Genomic DNA, 15,477 nt, shown 5'->3' on the forward strand with positions numbered 1-15,477 from the left:
AAACAGTGCGGCATGTTGTATATAACAAATAGAGCCAAAGAATTTATGAGTCAAGGCAGGAGGGGGTAGACTTATGGCGAAGGTGTCCCAGGCGCAGCGGCTGCGCGACCTGCTGGAAGATGCGATCGTCGCCGGGCGCTTCAACCCCGGCGAGCGCCTCGACCCGGATGCACTGGCGCTGGAGTACGCCTGCTCGCGCACGCCGATTCGCGAAGCCATTCAGCAACTCGCCGTGTCGGGCATGGTGCAGGTGGTCCCCAAGCGTGGCACCTTCGTGACCCGGCTGGGCGTGTCCGAGCTGGTCGAGCGTTTTGAAGTCATGGCCGAGCTCGAAGGGCTTTGTGGGCGCCTCGCCGCCCGGCGTATTTCCGGCCAGGAGCACGTTGCGCTGACCCAGGCGCTCAAGGCGTGCCGTACCATGGCCGAGCAGGGGGATACCAACGGCTACTACTACGAAAACAGTGTATTTCACCACTGCCTCTACGCGGCCAGCCATAACCAGTTTCTTGCCCAGGAAGCGGCGCGGCTCCATGCGCTGCTACAGCCCTACCGGCGGATGCAGCTTCAGGTGCGTATGCGCGTCGAGAGCTCGCTGGCCGAGCACGAAGCCATCGTCGAAGCGATCGAAGCCGGCGACGGCAAAACGACCGAGCGCCTTCTGCGCGAGCACGTCACCGTTCAAGGCGAGCGCTTCAACGACCTGGTGGCGTCGATTCGAGAACTCGAGATGGCGTGATACACCCGCGCTTGCAACGAAAAAGGCCACCCGCATGATAGGGGTGGCCTTTTTTTAGTGCGCTTTTAGTATGATCGCTCTTTAACTGCTGACGCCTTCTTCGCGGGCGTCTTCTTCACCTTCCTCGATCAGCTCATCGGCTTCTTGTTGCTCCTGGGCCGAGGCCTCGGGCGCGGCCGGGTCTTGTTCGGCGGCCGTCAACGTTGCCGTGATGGCAAAATGATCCGACCCCGCAAGCGTTACGCGGTCCAGCGCGACGAGCTCGAAGCCGTCAGAGACGAACAGATGGTCGATCGGGTAGCGCCAAAAGGGATAATCGACGTGGTAGGTACTCAGCAAGCCTCTTCCGCGGCGCGGATCCTTGAGATCGCTCAAGCCCATAAATAGCTGGGTCGTATTGGACCAGGCCGCATCGTTGAAGTCCCCGGTCACGATCCAGCGGCTGTCCGGGTCCTGTTCGACGCGCTCGGCCACGAGCATCAGTTCCGCGTCGCGCTCCCGGCTGTCCCGGCGTTCCGCGTCGCCGCCATCGTCTGGCGTGCGCTCTTTAAGCCCTGGTGGCACCGGGTGAATGCCGACATAGCGCACCGCCCCGATGCCGGGGACGTCCAGGGTGGCAAAGACCGACGGCCGGCGCTCGGACACCAAATGGGCCACTTCTTGCGCCTGCAGAGGAACGCGGGACCAAAGCGCGATGCCTAACCCTTCCTCACGCACCTCGCCCACGTGGTACTCATAGCTTTCGTCCAGCGGCGCCAACCCCGCTTCCCACTCGCGATCGATCTCGATGATCAGCACGACGTCCGGGTCTTCGTGCTCGATCAAATCCAGCGCCTCGGCGTAGCGGTCATTGGTGTAGTCGACGTTGGCGGTCAGAATCTTGAACGTGGACTGGTTCTCCAGGGTTCGCGCATCCGCCTCTTGCACCTCCTTCGGCCAAACCGGGGTAAAGGGCAGGATATGGGACACCTGCCAGCCGCCGGTCGCCAGCAGCAGCGCAAGCAATACGCCGTGCTCCTTTTGAGCTCTTCCAAGCCAGGCATGCAAGGTCAGAAGCAGCAGCACGACGGCCAACACCACGCTCAGCTGCAGGCGCGGAAACTCCCAAAGCCGGATCGACCAATGGCCGCTGGGAATTTCGGGCAGCAGGCTGACCGCTATCAAAACAATCGTCAGAACCCGAACGATCCAGAGTAGAGTTTTTAAAAACATGAGGGTGCTCGAATGTGGCGGGACGGCATGATGAATGTCGCCCCGGGGTGAGGGCGGTCATGCACTTGGAAGTCAATCAGGTGGCAGCTTGCCAAGCGTAAAACCCGGCATGGCTCCTTAATTTCGATTCGAGACAGAATAGCGGGTTATCGTGCAAAACGACATCCTGGCTTTTCACTCACGTGGCCTGAAAAACCACCGATGCGAAAAGCCAGCCAAAATGCCAGGCACAAAAAAATGGCCACTTGCTCGAAGAGCTAAGTGGCCATTTTTCTAAAATTTGTGGTCGGAATAGCAGGATTCGAACCTACGACCTCTGCCTCCCGAAGGCAGCGCTCTACCAAGCTGAGCTATATTCCGGCGCTTAATAACGGGGATGAATCTTACTCGTGAGCGCGGGACTTTTCAAGTAGAAATTTCACCGCGCCCCATAAAAACTGCGATTCAGGACTGGCGTTCGATCGCCATGCGGGCGAGATCCGCCATGCTGTTGCGATAGGGGCTCTCGGGCAGCGTCTCGAGTTCCGCCAGGGCTTTATCGACCATTTCTACCGCGCGGCTGCGGGTGTATTCGAGCGCCCCGGTGCGGTGAACGATCGCCAGCACCTCGTCGAGCTGCTCGAGCCCGCCCTTGCGGATCGCTTGGCGGATCAGCTTGGCCTCTTCCGGGGTGCCGCGCTCCATGGCGTTGATCAAGGGTAGCGTCGGCTTGCCTTCGGCCAGGTCGTCGCCGACGTTCTTGCCCATTGCATCAGCGTCGCCCTGGTAGTCGAGCAAATCGTCGATCAACTGAAAGGCGAGCCCCAGGTAGCGCCCGTAATGTTGCAGGGCGCGTTCTTGCACCGGGGTGGCGTCGGCCAGTACCGCGCCGCTATGGGACGCCGCCTCGAACAGCATCGCGGTTTTACCCTGAATGGTCTCGAAGTAGGCGTCCTCGGTCAGGCTCGGGTTGCCGATATTGGTCAGCTGGAGCACTTCGCCCTCGGCGATGATGCAGGTCGCGCTCGAAAGAATCGCCATGATGCGCATCGAGCCGACGTTGACCATCAGCTGAAACGAGCGCGAGTAGAGAAAATCACCCACCAGCACCGACGGCGCGTTACCCCAGGCATCGTTGGCGGTTTTTTTGCCGCGGCGCAGGTGCGAATCATCGACCACGTCGTCGTGCAAAAGCGTGGAGGTGTGCATGAACTCGATCAGCGTGGCGAGCGTAATGTGCTTGTCGCCTGCGTAGCCCAGCGAGCGCGCGGCCAGCAAAACCAAAAGCGGGCGCATGCGCTTGCCACCGCTTTCGATGATGTACTGGCCGATGGTTTCCACCAGCGGGACTTTGGAGTTGAGCTGCTCGACAATGGTACGGTTAACGGCCTCGAAGTCGCCCGCCACCACGGCGTGAAGCGGTGAAGGCGTTGGGCTGGCAGACGTTTTAGGAGAGACGTTAGTCATGGAGTTTGTTCATCGCGGCAGGTGAAAAGCGGCAATTACCGCCCTGAGTGGGGATTATGCTATGGGGCCGCCTGTAAGGCGTCAAGGCGCGCTCTACTTCGAGCCCCGCCCCGGGGTCGATACCGGCCGGATTGACACCTCCCCAGGGGCTTGTGGTAAAGGTCGAACGGCGCTATAATCCGCGACCCACTCATCATGCTCCCTGTCAGATGGCTGCCAAAAGGGGCGCCACTCGCAGCAGGTCTTAAGAGCACGACGCGAAAGCGCGGTAGATGATGAGCGCTGGCTTAACAAGGTGCCAGCTTCAATGACGAGTCCGGAGAGCGACATGTACGCAATTATCAAAAGCGGTGGCAAGCAGTACCGCGTTCAAGAAGGTCAGACCATCAAGCTCGAGAAAATCGAAGTCGCCACCGGCGAGTCCATCGATTTCGAAGAAGTGCTGATGGTTGCAGACGGCGACGATTTCAACATTGGCGCACCGATGATCGGCGGCGCTAAAGTATCCGCTGAAATCGTGTCTCACGGCCGTGGTGATAAGATCAACATCATCAAGTTCCGTCGTCGTAAGCACAGCATGAAGCGTCAGGGCCACCGTCAGTGGTTCACTGAAGTCAAAATTACCGGAATCTCCGTTTAAAACGGTTCATTCCCCTAATTAGGAGGCTATTTCGATGGCACATAAAAAGGCAGCCGGCTCCACGCGTAACGGTCGCGATTCCGAATCCAAACGCCTTGGTGTGAAACTCTTCGGTGGCCAAGCGGCAACCGCGGGTAACATCATCGTTCGCCAGCGCGGCACGCGTTTTCACGCAGGCCAGGGCGTCGGTATCGGCCGTGACCACACGTTGTTCGCACTGAACGACGGTAAGGTCCAGTTCCAGACCAAGGGCCCGAAAAACCGTAAATTCGTGAGCATCGTTGCTGAATAAGCGCTGAGCGCTTGGACGATCGCACGAAAGAAAAGCCCCGCATTGGCGGGGCTTTTTTGTCTGTTTAACCCCTTGGTCTTTGTGAAGGCGGGGGATGCAAGGGCGGCGAAAGCGGCCGGGAGAATTCAATGCAGTTCGTCGATGAAGCCTCGGTGATTGTCGAGGCAGGCAAGGGCGGCAACGGCTGTCTGAGCTTTCGCCGCGAGAAATATGTCCCTAAAGGCGGCCCCGACGGCGGCGACGGCGGCCATGGCGGCAGCGTCTACCTGATCGGTGACGATGCGCTCAATACGCTGATCGACTTCAAGTTCCAGCGCTTCTACAAGGCCGAAAACGGCCAGGGCGGCATGGGGCGTCAGATGAGCGGCAAGGCAGGTCTTGACCTGCACGTCAAAGTGCCGGTCGGCACCACGGTGATCGACGAAGACACTTTGGAAGTGATCGCCGATGTGACCGAAATCGGCCAGGTCGTGCTGGTCGCCGAAGGCGGACGCCGGGGGCTGGGTAATATTCACTTCAAGTCCTCGACCAACCGCGCGCCCCGGCGGACCACGCCGGGCACCGAAGGCGACCGGCGCAATCTGCGTTTCGAAATGAAGGTCATGGCCGACGTGGGCCTTTTGGGCATGCCCAACGCCGGTAAATCGACGCTGATTCGCTCGGTCTCCGCCGCCAAGCCGAAGGTCGCCAACTACCCGTTCACCACCCTGGTGCCTAACCTGGGCGTGGTGAAGCTGGGCATGCACGAGCACTTCGTGATGGCGGACGTGCCCGGGCTGATCGAAGGCGCCTCGGACGGTGCGGGCCTGGGCTTGCGCTTTTTGAAGCACCTGACCCGTACGCGGCTTTTGTTCCACGTGGTGGATATCGCGCCGTTCGATGAGTCCGACCCGGTGCAGGCCGCCCAGGCGATCGTCCACGAGCTCGGTGAGTTCTCGCCGGCGCTCTCGGAGCGCCCGCGCTGGCTGGTGCTCAACAAGTTCGATTTGGTGCCGGAAGAGGAGCGCGAAGCCCGCGCCCAGGCGGTCATCGATGCGCTTGACTGGGAGGGCCCGGTGTTTCGCATCTCGGCGATCGGCAGCGAAGGCACCGATAAGCTGGTCCAGGCCGCGCACCGCTGGCTGACCGAGCAGCAGCGCCTGGAAAACGAAGACGAAGAGGCCTTCGAGCGCGAGCGCGAGATGCGCCAACGCATGGAAGAAGAGTCCGTCGCCCGCACCGAGGCGCGTCTGGGCTACAACCGCAAGCGGCGCGACCAGGACGATGACGACGACTTCGACGACGATGATTTCGATGTCGAGGTCGAGTACGCGCCCTGAGCCAGCAGCCGGTAAATCACGACGAACGTTTAGGTGTGGGCAAAAGAGAGGCGGCATGGAACAGCGTGAACAGTTGCCGGGTCGGGAGGCGCTAAGGGGCGCGCGCCGCGTGGTGGTGAAGATCGGCAGCGCCCTGATTACCGACGATGGGCGCGGGCTCGATGACGCCGCCATCGGCGCCTGGGTCGACCAGATCGCCGAGCTGCAAAGCCGCGGTGTCGAGGTCGTGCTGGTCTCCTCCGGGGCGGTGGCCGCGGGCATGGTGCGTCTTGGCTGGCAGGCCCGGCCCACCGCGGTCCATGAGCTACAGGCCGCCGCCGCCGTCGGCCAGAACGGCCTGACCCAGTGCTACGAGCAGCACTTCGCCCGTCACGGCATGCTGACCGCGCAAATCCTTCTGACCCACGACGATCTTTCCAACCGCAAGCGTTACCTCAACGCGCTCTCGGCGCTGCGCACCCTGGTCGAGATGCGGGTGGTGCCGGTGGTCAACGAAAACGACACCGTGGTCACCGACGAGATCCGCTTTGGCGACAACGACACCCTGGGCGCTTTGGTCGCCAATCTGCTCGAGGCCGACGCCCTGGTGCTGTTGACCGACCAGGAAGGGCTTTTTGACGCCGACCCCCGGGAAGACCCCGGCGCCACCCTGATCGACGAAGGCCGCGCCGACGACCCAAGGCTTGCGGCGGTGGCGGGCAGCGGCGGGGCGCTTGGCCGTGGCGGTATGAGTACCAAGGTGCGCGCCGCCACGCTCGCGGCGCGCTCCGGGGCGCTCACCGTGATTGCCAGCGGCCGCCAGCCCAATGTGATCAGTCGCATCATGGGCGGCGAGGCGCTGGGCACGCTGCTGACGCCCAACCAGGCCCCCATAGCGGCGCGCAAGCGCTGGCTGGCCGGCCAGCTCCAGGTACGCGGTACGCTCACCCTGGATACCGGGGCGGTCAACGTGCTGCGCGACAAGGGCTCGAGCCTTCTGCCGGTGGGCGTACGCCAGGTGCAGGGCAGCTTCAAGCGCGGCGACATGGTGCTGTGCGTGGACGAGCAGGGTGAACGGGTCGCCAAGGGGCTGATCAACTACGGCGCCGACGACGCCCGCCTGCTGGCCGGCAAACCCAGCCATCAGATCGAGGCGATCCTCGGCTTCGTCGAGGCCCATGAGCTGATCCATCGGGATAACCTGGTGGTCGTTTAACGCCCGGGCCGGGTTTTCGATGACCCAAGCGGTAGCGGTATCTGCCGCGGCCAGTCGTTGGGCACGATGAATACCCGTTTAAGCGCCGCGCCGCCTTCGGCTTTCAGCATGACCTGCTGGGGGCCGTACTGCGCGATATGCGCCGTGAGCGCAGGCCCAAACGCTTTTGGCGAATCAAACGCCGTCTCTAGCGGCGGCGCCAGCCAGAAAGGCTTCTTCAGCCAGGCCATCTTCACCTCCCCCTCGCGCGCCAAAAGTGTCTCCCAATCTTTTAAGTAGCACCACTGCCCGCGGCGGTGATGCGCGCTTGTGCCTTCCGGTGGGGGCAGCGTTGCGTGAAACGGATAAAACAGCACCCCGGGCATGGCCAGGCGCTGGGTGAGTGCGCCGGCGCCGGGCTCGAAAGGCGCGCAGTCCCGCGGTGCCAGCCAGTGGTTTAGCGTTTTTTGGGCCAGGGGCGTGGCGGAAAGCGGCAGTTGGTGGGCGTGCAAATGGGCGCACTTGCGCCCCAGGCTGTCGAGCCCGCCCGGGCCGATCCAGCGGTTCTGGCTGGTGGCGCCGCTTGGGCCTTCGTCGAGCCCCAGGTAGAACTTGATCGCGACTTCCAAATGGATGGGCGCCGGGTCGGCGCAGGTGCGGTAGAGCATATCCAGCTCGCCCAGGGTCAGGCGTTTTTCTCTGATTTGAACGTTATGGGCCAAAAGCCGCGTGTTGGGTGCGTGGCCGAGCAGCAGATGCCAAAGGGTTTCGTGGTAGTGGCCCATGCGCGTTAGGCGTTTTTTCACCACCGCCCGGCACGCCGGTAACAGTCGCTCGAGCCAGTCGTGGGCGTCGCTTTCAAGGCCAAGCTCGGCTCGGGTGGGGCGGCCCGGGTAGCCTTTTAACGCCACCAGATCCGGCGTATCCAGAAGCCACGCCAGGTCCCGGGCGATGGGGTCTTCCAGCAAGGCGCTTGGCGTGTCGGCCGGTGGTATTGGTGGCATAGTAGTGTCCCTTGGGCGCTTGAGGGTGGGCGAGGGCGCAGTAAAACAATGAATGCTACGCTTGAGCTTACGCAAGCCCCGGCCTTTACCCAACGATGCAACGGAGTGTGTTAATGGCTAATTCGAAAACCAAAAAGCAGAAAGCCCCCGCCAGCTCATCAAACAAACGGGCAGCTAAAAAAAATGGCCCCGAACCTTCGCATGTTGAGGCCCAGGCGCTTACCCCGCAAACCGGCGCGGCGCTTTTCGAGGACGCCCACTCGCGGCTGGAGGAGGTATTCGACGCCCTGGATATCCATCCCGATGCCCGGGCGAGACTAATGCAGCCCGCGCTTTCGCTACAGGTCAGTATACCGGTACGCATGGACGATGGCCGCCTGCAGGCATTTCCGGCCTGGCGGGTCCAGTACGATATAAGCCTGGGGCCGGCCAAGGGTGGCGTGCGCTTTCACCCGCAGGTCAACCAACACGAGGTGACCACGCTCAGCTTCTGGATGGCGATCAAGTGCGCGGTCGTCGGCCTCCCCTTTGGGGGTGGCAAGGGCGGGGTCCAGGTCGATGCCAAGGCGCTTTCATCGCTGGAGCGCGAACGCCTGGCGCGGGGCTACATTCGCGCCATTGCCGACGTGATGGGCCCGGACCGTGACATTCCCGCCCCGGACGTCAACACCGACGCCGAGGTAATGGGCTGGATGATCGACGAGTACGAGAACATCGTGCGCGCCAAGGTGCCGGCGGCGATCACCGGCAAGCCTTTGCCGCTGGGTGGCTCGCCCGGGCGCGTGGCGGCCACCGGCCACGGCGCGCTCAAGGTGCTGGATTTGTGGGCCGAGCAACAAAACCGCAAGCCCGAAGACACCACCGTCGCGGTGCAGGGCTTTGGCAATGCGGCGACGTATTTCGCCCGCCAGGCAAGCGCGCGGGGCTACAAGGTCGTGGCGGTGTCGGACTCCAGCGGCGGCATTTACAAGAAGACGGGGCTGGATATCGACGCGGCCCAAAAGGCCAAGGAAAAACACGGCGCGCTCGCCAAATGCCGCCAGGGCAAGGCCATCGAGGGCGCCGAGCTCTTGGCGCTCGAAGTCGACGTGCTGGCCCTGGCCGCGCTGGAAAACCAGGTGCACGGCGACAACGTCGTCGATATCCAGGCCGGCATGATTCTGGAAATTGCCAATGGCCCGGTCACCAGCGACGCCGACCGCGAGCTCGACAATCGCGGCATCGATGTGCTGCCCGATGTGCTGGCCAATACCGGTGGGGTGATCGTGAGCTACTTCGAGTGGCTACAAAACCGCGCCGGCCAAGCCTGGAGCGAAGAGGAGGTCAACCAGCGTCTCGATGAAAAGCTGGAGCGCGAGGCGCGCCTGGTGCTCGAGCGCGCAAAAGAGGAGAAGGTGACCTATCGTCAGGCGGCCTACCGCCAGGGAATCGAGCGTATCGCCGAGGCGATCATGGCGCGGGGCAACTGTCAGGAAAGCCGATAAACACTTGCCAGGAAAGTCGATAAACACGCGCGCATCGAAAAAACGGGCCCTCGTCAGGGCCCGTTTTGCGACATGCTGCAACACCCCATGATGCAATACGCTGGGGTGCGGCCAGGCTAGTCGCGATCCATCGCGGTAATCTCGTAGGAGCCCTGGCGCACGCTCAGCTCGACCTCGCGGCCCTCGGCGTTGCGGCCTTCGATGTCGATGATACCGCTCTGGTTCATGTCGATCTCCTCGAAGGTCACCATGCCTTCCTCGGAAGCGACTTCGAATGCCTGGCGAATATCGTCTTCGCTCATGCCCCAGGCACCGCTGACCAGGCGTTCGCGCTCCTCTTGCAGGGTTTCGCCGCTGTCCAGCGAGAACTCGATATCGGCGAACCACTCGTCATCGAGCCACCCTTCGACCTCGACCCGGTCGCCGCCTTCGACGCTGATTTCCTGGTACTGGGTAAAGCCGTAGTCGGCGGTATAGCCGAGAACGTCGTCGAGGCGCTCGAGGGCCAGGCCCTCGTCGGCCTGGGCGGCGCCCGCCGCTGCGCTTAGCAGCAGGGCAGTGGCCGGCATCATCAGCACTTTTTTCGTAAGATTCATGTCAAACTCCTTCTTGAGCGATACGGGGTGAATGATCAACACGCACCGGCGCTTGCCGATGCGACGCTCCTTTTATAGCACCGCGTCTCTGTCGCTAACCTGAAGGCGCCGTTCATCCAACGTTCATATCGACTTTGGCATGCTGACACCATGAAAACGCTTTTAACGCCTCATTCATCGCGCCTTAAGCGCCGCTGGCCCCTGGCCGTGGCGCTGGTGGCGTGGCTTGGCGTCCAAAGCGTGGGGGCGGACCCGCAGTGGGAAGGGTTGCATGACCAGGTGCGCTCGGGCGAGGCGGTGAGCCTGGAGTCGCTTCTGGACTGGCTGGAAGCGCGCTACCTGGGCGAGGTCATCGAGGTCGAGATGGAGCGCGACGACGGCGACATCGAGTACGAGATCAAGATGCTCGGCCCCCAGGGGCAGGTCGTCGAGTTCGAGTTCGACGGGCGCAGCGGCAAGCTCATGAAAATCGAAGGCGTGCGTATCAACGAGATGCAGCGCGAAAGTGTCGAGGGGGGCGGGCCATGAAGTGTTTATTGGTAGAGGATGACCAGGCGCTGGCCTTTGAGCTCGGCCAGGCGCTAAAAGAGGGCGACTGGCTGGTGGAGCATGCCGCCACCGGCCAAAAAGCGGATTTTTTGGTGCGCGTCGAGGCGTATGACGCGCTGATTCTGGACGTCGGCCTGCCCGACGGCGACGGCACGCGCTGGCTAAGCGCCTGGCGCGACGACGGTATCGACCTGCCTGTGCTGATTTTGACCGCCCGCGAGCGCTGGGCGGACAAGGCCGCGGGGTTTACGGCCGGCGCCGATGACTACGTGACGAAACCCTTCGAGCCCGCCGAGGTGCTCTTTCGCCTGCGCGCAATCGTTCGCCGCACCCACGGCTACGCGCACCCGGTCATCAAGGTGGGCGAGCTCCACCTGGATACCCACACCCAGCACGTGACGCTTGCCGGACGCCCGGTCAGCCTGACCGCCCAAGAGACGCGCCTGCTGAGCTATTTGATGCACGCCGCCCCGCGGGTGGTCAGCCGGGGCGAGCTCGCCGAGCACGTCTACGACCGTGACCAGGAGCCGGACTCCAACGTGATCGACGTGCAGATCAGCCGGCTGCGCCGCAAGCTCGGGGGCTGGCGCTTTGCCACGCTTCGAGGCCAGGGCTATCGACTGCTGGCCGAGGCGCCGGATGTCGGCTAACCGCGGCCGGCTTGTCTGGAGCCAACTGCGCAAGCGCTGGTCCCACCGCTCGATCGCCACGCGGCTGCTGCTCGCCGCACTCGTCATCATTGCGCTGGCGCTGCCGCTTTCCGGGGCGTGGCTTGCGCATTATTACCGTACCGCCGCCATAACCGCCTTTGACGAGCGCCTAAAAGCGACGCTGAACGTGGTGATCGCCGGGGTGGCGTTCGACGCCGCAAGCGATACCCTGCGCTCTCCAAGCGCGCTGGGCGATCCCCGCTTCGATCAGGTGTTTTCCGGCTGGTACTGGCAAATCACCGACCAAAACACGCACCATCTCGCCTCGCGCTCGCTTTGGGATCAGCGCCTGCCGGTGACCGACAGCCGTCGGATAAGCGCGCGAAGCCTAAAAGGCCCCCGCGGCCAGCCGCTACGCGTGCTCGAGCGCGATATTTATCTGGCCCCGCTAGATACGCCGCTGCACGTCAGCGTGGCCGCGGACGAGACCGAGCTGGGCGCGAGCATTGCCCGGTTCCAGCGGCTTTTATGGCTGGGGCTTTTGACGCTCGGTGCGCTCTTGATGGGCGTGTTGGCGTTACAGGTGCGCTGGGGGCTGGCGCCGCTTCGGCGCATGAGCGCCAACCTTCGCGAAGTGGAAAAGGGCACCGCGGAGCGCATGGATACGCAACTGCCCGAGGAGCTGGCAACGCTTGCCGGGTCGATGAACGCAGTGCTCGTGCGCGATCAGCGGCTGATCGAGCGTGGCCGCCACACGGCGGGTAACCTGGCCCACGCGCTAAAAACGCCGCTGAGCGTGATGCGCCTGCAGCTAAAGCATTTGCCCGGCGAACACAGCGAGCGGCTGGATACCGAGCTTTCGCGCATCGATAGCGCCGTACGCCACCACCTGGCCCGCGCCTCGGCGGCCGGCGAGGGCCTGCACCTGGCGCCCATCGCCCTCGACGAGGCCCTTTCCGGGTTGATCGAGGGCCTCTCCCGCCTGGCTCACCGCCGCCAGGTCGCGCTCAGCGCCGATTGGCAAGCGCGCCCGAAGGTCCGTATGGACCGCCAGGATATTCAGGAAATCGCCGGTAACCTCCTGGATAACGCGCTGCGCTGGGCGCAAAGCGAGGTGACGCTTCGCGTGGACGCCCAAGACGAGACGCTGTTGATTGGCGTTAGCGACAACGGCCCCGGCATGAGCGAGGCGCAGTGTCAGGCCGCGCTTGCCCGGGGCACGCGGCTGGACGAGCAGCGCTCGAACAGCGGCCTGGGGCTCGCCATCGTCGCGGATTTGGTGGCGCTTTACCACGGCACGCTGCACCTTACGCGGGCCGAAGCCGGCGGGGTCTATGTGGCCGTCGAGCTCCCCGTGGTGGCCCCGGGCGCATGACGCCCCGCAACACCGGGCGTCATAAAAGCGTCATCAAAATATCCCAATCTTTTTGGACTGAACCTCCTCCCGTCGACTCAGGACGCGTTAGCCGGTTTTTCGGCTGACGACGTTTGCAAAGGCACCCGGCACATGACTGCTCAAGACACTCAATGGCTTAACCACATTCTTGAAAACGAGGACTTGACCATTGTGTTCCAGCCCATCGTGGATGCCAGCCAGCAGGCGATATTCGGCTACGAAGCGTTAGCGCGCGGGCCCGAAAACTCGCCGCTCTACTCGCCGCTGCGCCTTTTCGACGTGGCGATGCAGGCGGGGCATTTGGTCGAGCTGGATCTTATGTGCCGGCGCCTGGCCATTCGCCGTTTTGCCGAGCTCGGACTGCCCGGGTTCTTGTTTCTCAACGTGATGCCGCTGACCATCGTCGAGCGCGACTTCGAAGAGGGGCTGACCCTGGGCTTCGTACGCGAAAGCGGCTTGCCTGCCAAGCGGGTAGTGATCGAGCTGACCGAGCACGTGCCGATTCACGATTACGCCCTGATGCGCCAGGCGGTGGACCACTACCGGGACATGGGCTTTCAGGTCGCCCTCGATGATCTGGGCGCCGGGCACTCGAGTCTTCGCCATTGGGCGGAGCTGCGCCCGGACTTCGTCAAGCTCGACCGTCACTTCATTGCCGGGATCGACCAGCAGCCCGCCAAGCGCGAGTTTCTGCGCTCGATTCTGGACGTGGCGCGAAGCCTCGATTGCCACCTCATTGCCGAAGGCGTGGAGACCGCCGCCGAGCACCTCTGCCTTTGGGAGCTCGACCGGGGGCTTTCGCTGTTGCAGGGGTTTTACTTTGCCCGCCCCAGCATCGATCCGCCGTTTACCCTGAACATGCAACTGCCGGCGCCGGGGCCTGCCAGCGGCTCCGGGCGCACCGCCCGGACCATTTCCCGCGCCATCGAGACCGCTGCGCCGGACGATTCGGTAATCGCCCTGGCCGAGCGCTTTCGCCACCACCCGGCACTTCGCTGCGTCGCGGTGGTAAAGGACGACGCGCCGGTGGCGGTGGTGCGGCGAAGCGCATTCTTGACCCTGTTCACCAACCCCTATAGCCACGCGCTTTACGCCAAGCGCAAGGTGCTGGAAGTAGCGGATACCAAACCGCTGATCGCCGAGGCGGATACGCCACTCGAAGTGCTCAGCCAGCAGCTCACGGACAGCCGCGATATCGAACAGGAGGACTTCGTGATCGTCGATGCAGGGCGCTACCTGGGGATGGGCAGCATCGTCGATCTATTGCGCGAGATCACCGCCATCCAGGTGCGCCAGGCGCGCCACGCCAACCCACTGACTGGGCTGCCGGGCAATATTTTGATCAACGAAACCCTGGGGCACACGCTGGAGAAAGGCGAGCCCTTTGCGGCGGCCTACGTGGACCTGGACAACTTCAAGGCCTTCAACGACGCCTACGGTTACGCCCGGGGCGACCAGGTGATCATTGCGCTTTCGCGCCTTTTACAGGCCCAGGTGGACAGCGCCGGGGGCTTTATCGGCCACATCGGCGGCGACGATTTCATGATGCTGCTGCCGCTGGAGCACTGGGAGGGCGTGTGCCGCCAGATCCTCGACTCCTTCGAGGTGATGGCGCCGGGCTTTTTCGACGAGCGCGACCGCCTGCAGGGCGGGGTGCATATTGAAAACCGCCGGGGCGAAGCGGACTTCTTTTCCTTCGTCAGCGTGTCGATCGCGGTCAAGCCGATACTCGATACCACGAGCTGCCGGGCGCTGGAGATCGCCGCGCAGCTTTCGGAACTCAAACATCAGGCCAAGAAAATCGCCGGTAATAGCCTTTTCGTCGAGCGCCGCGGCGACGGGTCCGCCCCCGCTGTTTACCCCGCGGCGTCATAAAGGCGTCATGCAAGTGTCGCAGGCTTGTCACCCGGGCTTGTCAGCATAGCGCTACTTCAAACAACATTTTGGGTGATGTATGTCGACGCTCTCTCTTTCTCGTACTTTGTTAAGCGCTGCGGTAACGGGGGCCTTCGCCCTGACCGCGCTCACCGCCTCCGCCGACCTTTCATCGCGCTACACCGACAACGACGGCGACATGGTAGCCGACGTACCCGAAGACACCGCCGAGTGGGTCAACCCGGATACGCTGGTATTTGCCTACACGCCGGTAGAAGACCCGGCGGTGTACGCCGAGGTGTGGGCGGATTTCCTGGATCACCTGAGCGAGGCGACCGGTAAGAACGTGCAGTTTTTCCCGGTACAGTCCAACGCCGCCCAGCAGGAGGCGCTGCGCGCCGGACGCTTGCACGTAGCGGGCTTCAATACCGGCGGCGTGCCGGTAGCGGTCAACTGTGGCGGCTTTAGACCGTTTGCCATGATGGCGGCAGACGACGGAAGCTTTGGTTACGAGATGGAGATCATCACCTATCCGGGCAGCGGTATCGAAGCCGTCGAGGACCTGGCAGGACGCCAGATGGCGTTCACTTCGGAAACCTCCAACTCCGGCTTTCGCGCGCCCTCGGCGCTTTTGCGCTCGGAATACGGCATGGAAGCCGGCGAAGACTTCGAAACCGCGTTCTCCGGCTCCCACGACAACTCCATTCTGGGCGTGGTCAACGAAGATTACGACGCCGCCGCCATCGCCAACTCCGTCGCCACGCGGATGCTGGCCCGGGGTGTGGTCAACGAAGGCGATTACGAGGTGATTTATACCTCGGAAACCTTCCCCACCACCGGCTACGGCCTGGCCCACAACCTCGACCCGGAACTGGCCCAGCAGATTCAGGACGCGTTTTTCAGCTATGACTGGGAAGGCACAGCGCTGGAAGAAGAGTTCGCCAACTCCGGTGAAGCGCAGTTCATTCCCATCACCTATGAAGAAGATTGGTCGGTCATTCGTACCATCGCCGACGCCAACGATGTGACCTACGACTGCGACTAAGCGCTGACGCACCACGAACGCCGGCCGAAAGGGCATCCTTTCGGCCGGCTTGCTATCCA

At 63.0% G+C, this 15,477-nt stretch carries 15 protein-coding genes and 1 tRNA gene; 11 read left to right on the forward strand and 5 right to left on the reverse strand.

The window, feature by feature from the left end; translation table 11 throughout:
- Positions 1-73: 73 nt before the first annotated feature.
- Positions 74-736, forward strand: coding sequence for a GntR family transcriptional regulator (locus tag ACWHVV_RS01395; protein WP_447927740.1), 663 nt, complete (start codon positions 74-76; stop codon positions 734-736).
- A gap of 81 nt (positions 737-817) precedes the next feature.
- Here the strand turns inward: ACWHVV_RS01395 and ACWHVV_RS01400 are convergent, their stop codons facing one another.
- The 3 genes from ACWHVV_RS01400 to ispB form a co-directional block, all read right to left on the reverse strand.
- Positions 818-1,948 carry an endonuclease/exonuclease/phosphatase family protein gene (locus ACWHVV_RS01400; protein WP_447927741.1) on the reverse strand — a complete coding sequence of 377 codons (1,131 nt, stop codon included), beginning with the start codon at positions 1,946-1,948 and terminating at the stop codon, positions 818-820.
- 283 nt (positions 1,949-2,231) lie between these two features.
- Positions 2,232-2,308: transfer RNA gene (locus ACWHVV_RS01405), tRNA-Pro, on the reverse strand.
- Positions 2,309-2,392: 84 nt separating this feature from the next.
- On the reverse strand, positions 2,393-3,394 hold the full coding sequence (gene ispB, locus ACWHVV_RS01410; RefSeq protein ID WP_447927742.1) for an octaprenyl diphosphate synthase: 1,002 nt from the start codon (positions 3,392-3,394) through the stop codon (positions 2,393-2,395).
- A 328-nt stretch (positions 3,395-3,722) separates the two neighbouring features.
- Here ispB and rplU point away from each other — a divergent pair, with 328 nt between their 5' ends.
- The 4 genes from rplU (at position 3,723) to proB (ending at position 6,840) form a co-directional block, all read left to right on the forward strand.
- Positions 3,723-4,034 (forward strand): 50S ribosomal protein L21, encoded by a 312-nt coding sequence (rplU, locus tag ACWHVV_RS01415; protein WP_447527500.1) that lies wholly within the window; start codon positions 3,723-3,725, stop codon positions 4,032-4,034.
- 34 nt (positions 4,035-4,068) lie between these two features.
- On the forward strand, positions 4,069-4,326 hold the full coding sequence (rpmA, locus tag ACWHVV_RS01420; protein WP_447927743.1) for a 50S ribosomal protein L27: 258 nt from the start codon (positions 4,069-4,071) through the stop codon (positions 4,324-4,326).
- Between the two features lie 128 nt (positions 4,327-4,454).
- Positions 4,455-5,645: an Obg family GTPase CgtA gene (cgtA, locus tag ACWHVV_RS01425; protein ID WP_447894920.1), complete on the forward strand. Its 1,191-nt coding sequence runs from the start codon at positions 4,455-4,457 to the stop codon at positions 5,643-5,645.
- 55 nt (positions 5,646-5,700) lie between these two features.
- Positions 5,701-6,840, forward strand: a complete 1,140-nt coding sequence (gene proB / locus ACWHVV_RS01430) for a glutamate 5-kinase (protein ID WP_447927744.1) — start codon at positions 5,701-5,703, stop codon at positions 6,838-6,840.
- Here proB and ACWHVV_RS01435 read toward each other — a convergent pair.
- On the reverse strand, positions 6,837-7,823 hold the full coding sequence (locus ACWHVV_RS01435; RefSeq protein ID WP_447927745.1) for a DUF1853 family protein: 987 nt from the start codon (positions 7,821-7,823) through the stop codon (positions 6,837-6,839). The genes proB and ACWHVV_RS01435 overlap by 4 nt on opposite strands.
- 113 nt (positions 7,824-7,936) lie before the next feature.
- Between ACWHVV_RS01435 and ACWHVV_RS01440 the strand changes: the two genes are divergently transcribed.
- Positions 7,937-9,307, forward strand: coding sequence for a Glu/Leu/Phe/Val family dehydrogenase (locus ACWHVV_RS01440; protein WP_447927746.1), 1,371 nt, complete (start codon positions 7,937-7,939; stop codon positions 9,305-9,307).
- Positions 9,308-9,423: 116 nt separating this feature from the next.
- Here the strand turns inward: ACWHVV_RS01440 and ACWHVV_RS01445 are convergent, their stop codons facing one another.
- Entirely contained in the window at positions 9,424-9,903 is a 480-nt protein-coding gene (locus ACWHVV_RS01445) for a PepSY domain-containing protein (protein ID WP_447927747.1), read from the reverse strand.
- 150 nt (positions 9,904-10,053) lie between these two features.
- Here ACWHVV_RS01445 and ACWHVV_RS01450 point away from each other — a divergent pair, with 150 nt between their 5' ends.
- The 5 genes from ACWHVV_RS01450 (at position 10,054) to phnD (ending at position 15,418) form a co-directional block, all read left to right on the forward strand.
- Entirely contained in the window at positions 10,054-10,431 is a 378-nt protein-coding gene (locus tag ACWHVV_RS01450; RefSeq protein WP_447894925.1) for a PepSY domain-containing protein, read from the forward strand.
- Entirely contained in the window at positions 10,428-11,102 is a 675-nt protein-coding gene (locus ACWHVV_RS01455) for a response regulator transcription factor (protein ID WP_447527508.1), read from the forward strand. The genes ACWHVV_RS01450 and ACWHVV_RS01455 overlap by 4 nt, the downstream gene beginning before the upstream one ends.
- Positions 11,092-12,477, forward strand: a complete 1,386-nt coding sequence (locus ACWHVV_RS01460; protein ID WP_447927748.1) for a sensor histidine kinase — start codon at positions 11,092-11,094, stop codon at positions 12,475-12,477. The genes ACWHVV_RS01455 and ACWHVV_RS01460 overlap by 11 nt, the downstream gene beginning before the upstream one ends.
- Positions 12,478-12,609: 132 nt before the next feature.
- On the forward strand, positions 12,610-14,373 hold the full coding sequence (locus ACWHVV_RS01465) for a bifunctional diguanylate cyclase/phosphodiesterase (RefSeq protein ID WP_447927749.1): 1,764 nt from the start codon (positions 12,610-12,612) through the stop codon (positions 14,371-14,373).
- A gap of 79 nt (positions 14,374-14,452) precedes the next feature.
- Positions 14,453-15,418, forward strand: coding sequence for a phosphate/phosphite/phosphonate ABC transporter substrate-binding protein (gene phnD / locus ACWHVV_RS01470; RefSeq protein ID WP_447927750.1), 966 nt, complete (start codon positions 14,453-14,455; stop codon positions 15,416-15,418).
- The last annotated feature ends 59 nt before the right edge of the window (positions 15,419-15,477 follow it).

The sequence above is a fragment of the Vreelandella sp. EE27 genome, from assembly GCF_968206495.1.